The sequence below is a fragment of the Massilia sp. S19_KUP03_FR1 genome, from assembly GCF_036688685.1.
Classification (GTDB): Bacteria; Pseudomonadota; Gammaproteobacteria; order Burkholderiales; family Burkholderiaceae_D; genus JALYUM01.
Genome location: NZ_JAQQPS010000035.1, coordinates 1 through 4782 on the forward strand (window position 1 = coordinate 1; position 4782 = coordinate 4782).

General features: G+C 51.7%; 6 protein-coding genes. All 6 read right to left on the reverse strand.

Annotated features, from left to right (window positions below):
• Positions 1 to 455: hypothetical protein (locus V6M87_RS25655; protein ID WP_332879518.1), on the reverse strand; the 455-nt coding region annotated here is incomplete at its 3' end.
• A gap of 7 nt (positions 456 to 462) precedes the next feature.
• Positions 463 to 1422 (reverse strand): hypothetical protein, encoded by a 960-nt coding sequence (locus tag V6M87_RS25660; RefSeq protein WP_332879519.1) that lies wholly within the window; start codon positions 1420 to 1422, stop codon positions 463 to 465.
• Positions 1423 to 1761: 339 nt separating this feature from the next.
• A complete protein-coding gene (locus tag V6M87_RS25665; RefSeq protein WP_332879520.1) occupies positions 1762 to 2172 on the reverse strand; it encodes a hypothetical protein in 411 nt (136 codons plus the stop codon).
• A complete protein-coding gene (locus tag V6M87_RS25670) occupies positions 2169 to 2672 on the reverse strand; it encodes a hypothetical protein (protein ID WP_332879521.1) in 504 nt (167 codons plus the stop codon). The genes V6M87_RS25665 and V6M87_RS25670 overlap by 4 nt, the downstream gene beginning before the upstream one ends.
• Positions 2673 to 2752: 80 nt before the next feature.
• Positions 2753 to 3694, reverse strand: coding sequence for a tetratricopeptide repeat protein (locus tag V6M87_RS25675; protein ID WP_332879522.1), 942 nt, complete (start codon positions 3692 to 3694; stop codon positions 2753 to 2755).
• A 7-nt stretch (positions 3695 to 3701) separates the two neighbouring features.
• Positions 3702 to 4682, reverse strand: a complete 981-nt coding sequence (locus tag V6M87_RS25680; protein WP_332879523.1) for a hypothetical protein — start codon at positions 4680 to 4682, stop codon at positions 3702 to 3704.
• Positions 4683 to 4782 lie beyond the last annotated feature (100 nt).

Here is a 4782-nt window from a genome sequence, read left to right on the forward strand (position 1 = left end):
GTCATCAAGTCGCGATAAAACGTCTCATTCCCTTTCCAGGCCGACAGCGGGATAGCGCCGGAAAAACTTGCAACGCCAGCCGGCAGCACGAAGCAAAGCACCAGGTATCTCATCGGTACTCCGGCACTTTCCAGCAAGCCTTCGTATTCAGTGAATACAGCCGCACCAAGATTGCCAGTGACGCGTTTTGGAGCCGCTACCGGGACGAGCAGTGGCATGGCGCCATGAATACCGGCAAGCCGGGTGTTGGCCCACGTCTCGAGGTCCATCGCAGAGCCGGCATAGACTGCCGCCGTGAATTGTGCCGCTGCCACCGGATCAGTTACCTGGAAATACTGATCATCGCTCTCGTCTTGATAGTACGATGGTGCGGTAAAAACCAGGCCAAATGCCGGGCTGGCAAAGTTAATCCAAGCAATCGATGCTGGAATATTTGTGTCGGGTGAGGTGCGCATGCTGTGTTTATTTATGCGTGTGACCCATTAAGACGTTTTTAGTAATGAATTCTTCATCAAATCCATCTGTACGCATGCGTTGTTCAAAACGCCGCATAAATTCACTCTCCATCGGCAACTCGGAAAAAACAAAATTCGCGAATGGAGCAATCCAGATAGAGTGTTCAAATTGCGGAATGGCCAACCCGCGTAACGACCGGAGACGCATTAACAGCATCATTTCTATTGGTGTGTAACGCCAAATACCACCCGAAAATTCCATGTCGACGTTATCGCGACAGCGCGTGGTGTGGAAGTTGCAGGTCGCTACGCATAAGTCAACGAGCACCGCCGGGTCGGGATTGTTCCAACTGGACAATAAATTACCCAAAGGAGAATTACTCAACAATAACGCCAATTCCTTCGGAAAAGATTCCTGAAGAAAATCGGCCGCCATCAGTAAAACAAAAACAAAAATAGGATACCTATCATCCAGCGAATACCAACCTCGCTTGCAAGCCACTGTCAGCAATCGCATGAGCGGCAAAGCTGAGGAATCACCAATGATTACACCCAATGCGACTGCAGGAATTATCTGAATATCCATCCTACTTAATTGCCTGCCTACCCTCTCAGGCGATCTTATATGTACGTATAAGCTGATCAATTCTTGAAGCCGAATAGCTGCGTATACTTCTTCCGCCGTCCGAACATCAAAAACGCCTTCGATCACAGCAGCGGCCTCTAATTTAAATGCATTTAATAGTCCGTACATTTCAACCTGGAACGACAAATCTCGCTCCCACCGCTTATATTTGGACCAATCTTCATCCGGAGCGGAGAGAGTCCCTGTTAAAGCATACTGATCGAGTTCTTCACGTGTCGGCTCGATAGATGCATCATACCATTCTTTTTTATTTTTAAGATGTGCTTTCCAACCCGCCTTCCAACGGGCATCCAGTACTGGGCCATCAGCAATTTTCTTCATCGTCGAATTCCTTTTTTAACTTGTAAAATTTTACTCGCCATTCATTTTCAGCTCGATGCCCGGGTTCATACATCTGCTTGCCGATTACTTCGAAACTAGCCAGAATTTTTGCAATTATCCAAATATGCGCTTCAACTCATCTACCAACGCGTTTCCAACTGACCCTGTCAATCGCCTCATCCATTCTTCGAGCGATTCGCTTGCACTGGCACCAGGCATTCGAGCGTTGCTGATATTAAGGAATACCAGCCCACTTCCAACAACCGGCGTGGACACGCTAGCGCTAATGAGATCTGTCGGGCTGCTTGCGACAACTGAAATATCGGCCAAATAGCTCACCTATGGGTTGCCGCCGACTGGCGTTGCGCAGCCAGGACTATTCAGCACCACCACAGCCAATTCACGCATCGTCGTCGCAGTGCTCCCATTTTCCGAATGAAAACTGGTGGCGCTTATCTGCAGATTGATACTGCCCGTAAAATTTCGCGGCGGCGTCAACACGAGCTTCGCTAAATTCCATCCGCTGACATCAACCGCCTGCGAGGTGCTTGCGATAACGACTCGCTTAACACCATCCGTGATTACCGCACCCACTGGCAGCCCAAGCAATTCCGTCTTCAACTTGCCGCCATCGTCGCCAATCGCGAGGCTTGCGCCAAGCACAGGCAAGACGATTGCGCCATTTATGAAACCATACGCGACATTAGCACTGGCCGGCAAGGTTTGACGACTCTCAGTCGTATCGATCATCGCGCCTTTGGCAGTACTTGTGTCGCCGGCGCCTTCAGCTGGATCCGCAAGCTGCGTGGCCTGCCGTTACCTTTGAAGCTGAAGCTCAATGCTTCCCAGTTCAGGCCGTTGGTGCCACCCGCGCTTGCATAGCTGCCGATCTGGATACCATCGAGATACACACCGATGCGTGCGTTGGCAGCAGTCAATCCGAGCGCCGCTGCATAATCGAGCGTGAACGAATACGTGGCGCCGTCAATGGTCTCGATGTCACGCTCGATGCCAGGGGCATCGTAGTAACTGCTCACGCCGCTGTTGACGCCATTTGTCAGCGCCAGCCACTGCTCACCCGCGCCCTGTGCTGCATTAACGGTGATGTTGCGGCCGGCGGCATTCTGCATGCGGTCGCCGTTGCTCCAGACAATAAAAGATTCATGCTTGGTGTTGCGCACCTCGACGCCATCCCAGCCGCTGAATTGATCGATGTTTATGACGATGGCGCCCGTCGTGAGATCGAGCACATTTCCTAGCTGGTGTCGATGAGCACACGACTGTGTATCAGGCGTGCCTCCGATGGTCGTGGCGACACTCTGTCAGTACTTCATTGATCACCCCTGCCGCCCGCACGCCTGTGTGCTCGCAGTTGTTCCAATTGCTGCTGCGCTTCTATATGTCCCATTTCCGCTGCAATCCGGCAATGCTGAAACGCTTTTTCGTCGTCTTCCGTCAGACCGAAACCCTGCGAGAACGCGACTGCGAGCGCAAAATGCCCCCGCGCGCTGCCCAGTTCGGCAGCTTTGCTCCACCATATTGCGGCCTGCTCGGCACTGCCGGTGCACCCCCAACCATTCGCATAGCAAACGCCTAAAGTCGCCTGCGCGTCCGGGTGACCTTGATCAGCCGCCTTTCGGTACCATTCGACGCTCTCGACTGCGCGGTCAGATGTCGCGTCTTCGGTCTGCGCTGCCAATGTCGATGCCAGCACAAATTGCGCCTGCCGGTCGCCAGCCGCGGCGGCCAACTTCAAAGCGAGCAGATCTACGCCTTCATCTGACGTACCCCGGACCTCGTACTTTGAAAGACGCTCTGTCATCAAGTCGCGATAAAACGTCTCATTCCCTTTCCAGGCCGACAGCGGGATAGCGCCGGAAAAACTTGCAACGCCGGCCGGCAGCACGAAGCAAAGCACCAGGTATCTCATCGGTACTCCGGCGCTTTCCAGTACGCCTTCGTATTCAGCGAATACAGCGGCGCCAAGATTGCCAGTGACGCGCTTGGGCGCTGCCACCGGCGCGAGCAGCGGCATGGCGTCGTGAATACTGCCGAGTCGGGCTTTCGCCCATGTCGCGAGGTCCATCGCTGACCCCGCATAGACTGCTGCGGTAAATTGCGCCTCTGCTGTCGGATCAGTTACCTGGAAATAGTGCTTATCACTATCGTCCTGGTAATGGGACGGTGCCGTAAAAACCAGCCCAAGTACGGGACTGGCAAAGCTTTGCCAGGTAATCGACGCTGCAAGGCTTGTTTCGGATAGGGTGGACATTCTGTATTTAATTACCTGTGTTTTCTATCAAGACATTTTGCGTGATGAATTCTTCGTCAAATCCATCTGTACGCATGCGTTCTTCAAAACCCAGCATCAATTCGCTGTCGATTGGGGGTTCGGAAGGAACAAAATTCGCGAAAGGCGCTATCCAGAGTGGATGTTCAAAGTGTGGTATCGCCAAGCCGCGTAACGTCCGGAGGCGCATCAGCAGCATCAGTTCGACCGGTGTGTAACACCAATTCCCATTGGCAAATTCCATGTCTGTGCCCGACCGACAGCGAGTGGTATGGAAGTTGGACGCCGCTACGCACAATTCGACGAGCGCCGTTGGGTCCGGGTCATCCCACCTGGACAACAAATCCCCCAGTGGCGAACTACGCAACAATGCCGCCAATTCTTTCGGCAATGATTCCCCAAGAAAATCTGCTGCTATCAACAGCATGAAGACATAAATCGGACAACTGTCATCCAGGGAATACCAACCCCGTCGGCACGCCACAATCAGTAAGCGCATGAGCGGGAGTGCCGAATCATTGCCGACAATCACTCCCAAGGACACTGCAGGCATCACTCGAATATTAAGCGTGCTTAATTGTCTACCTAACCGTTCAGGAGATTTTATATGCACGTACAATATACTAAGTTCTTCGAGACGAATAGCGGCATATATTTCTTCGGCCGCTCGAATATCAAAAATATTATCGATTCTGGCCGACGATTCCAAATCGAACGCTCTTAGGAGGCCAAACATCTCAAGCTGCGATGATATATGGCGCTCCCACCGTTTGTATTTTGACCAATCTTCATCCGGATTTAATAAATCTCCCTTCGAAGCATACAGATCCAGTTCTTGACGTATTGCACCGATATAGACGTCATACCATTCTTTTCCATTTTTTAAATATGCTTTCCAACCTGCCTTCCAGCGGGCATCAAGACTTGGCCAACCCGTAACTTTCATCACCATCAACTCACCTTTTTTCATATTTTAAAGAAATGAACTGAAAGCACCTTCAGCTCATGCATCGATTTTTATAGATCCGAATATCGATCACAAGATAGATATCCGGCGAAATATGTCTACA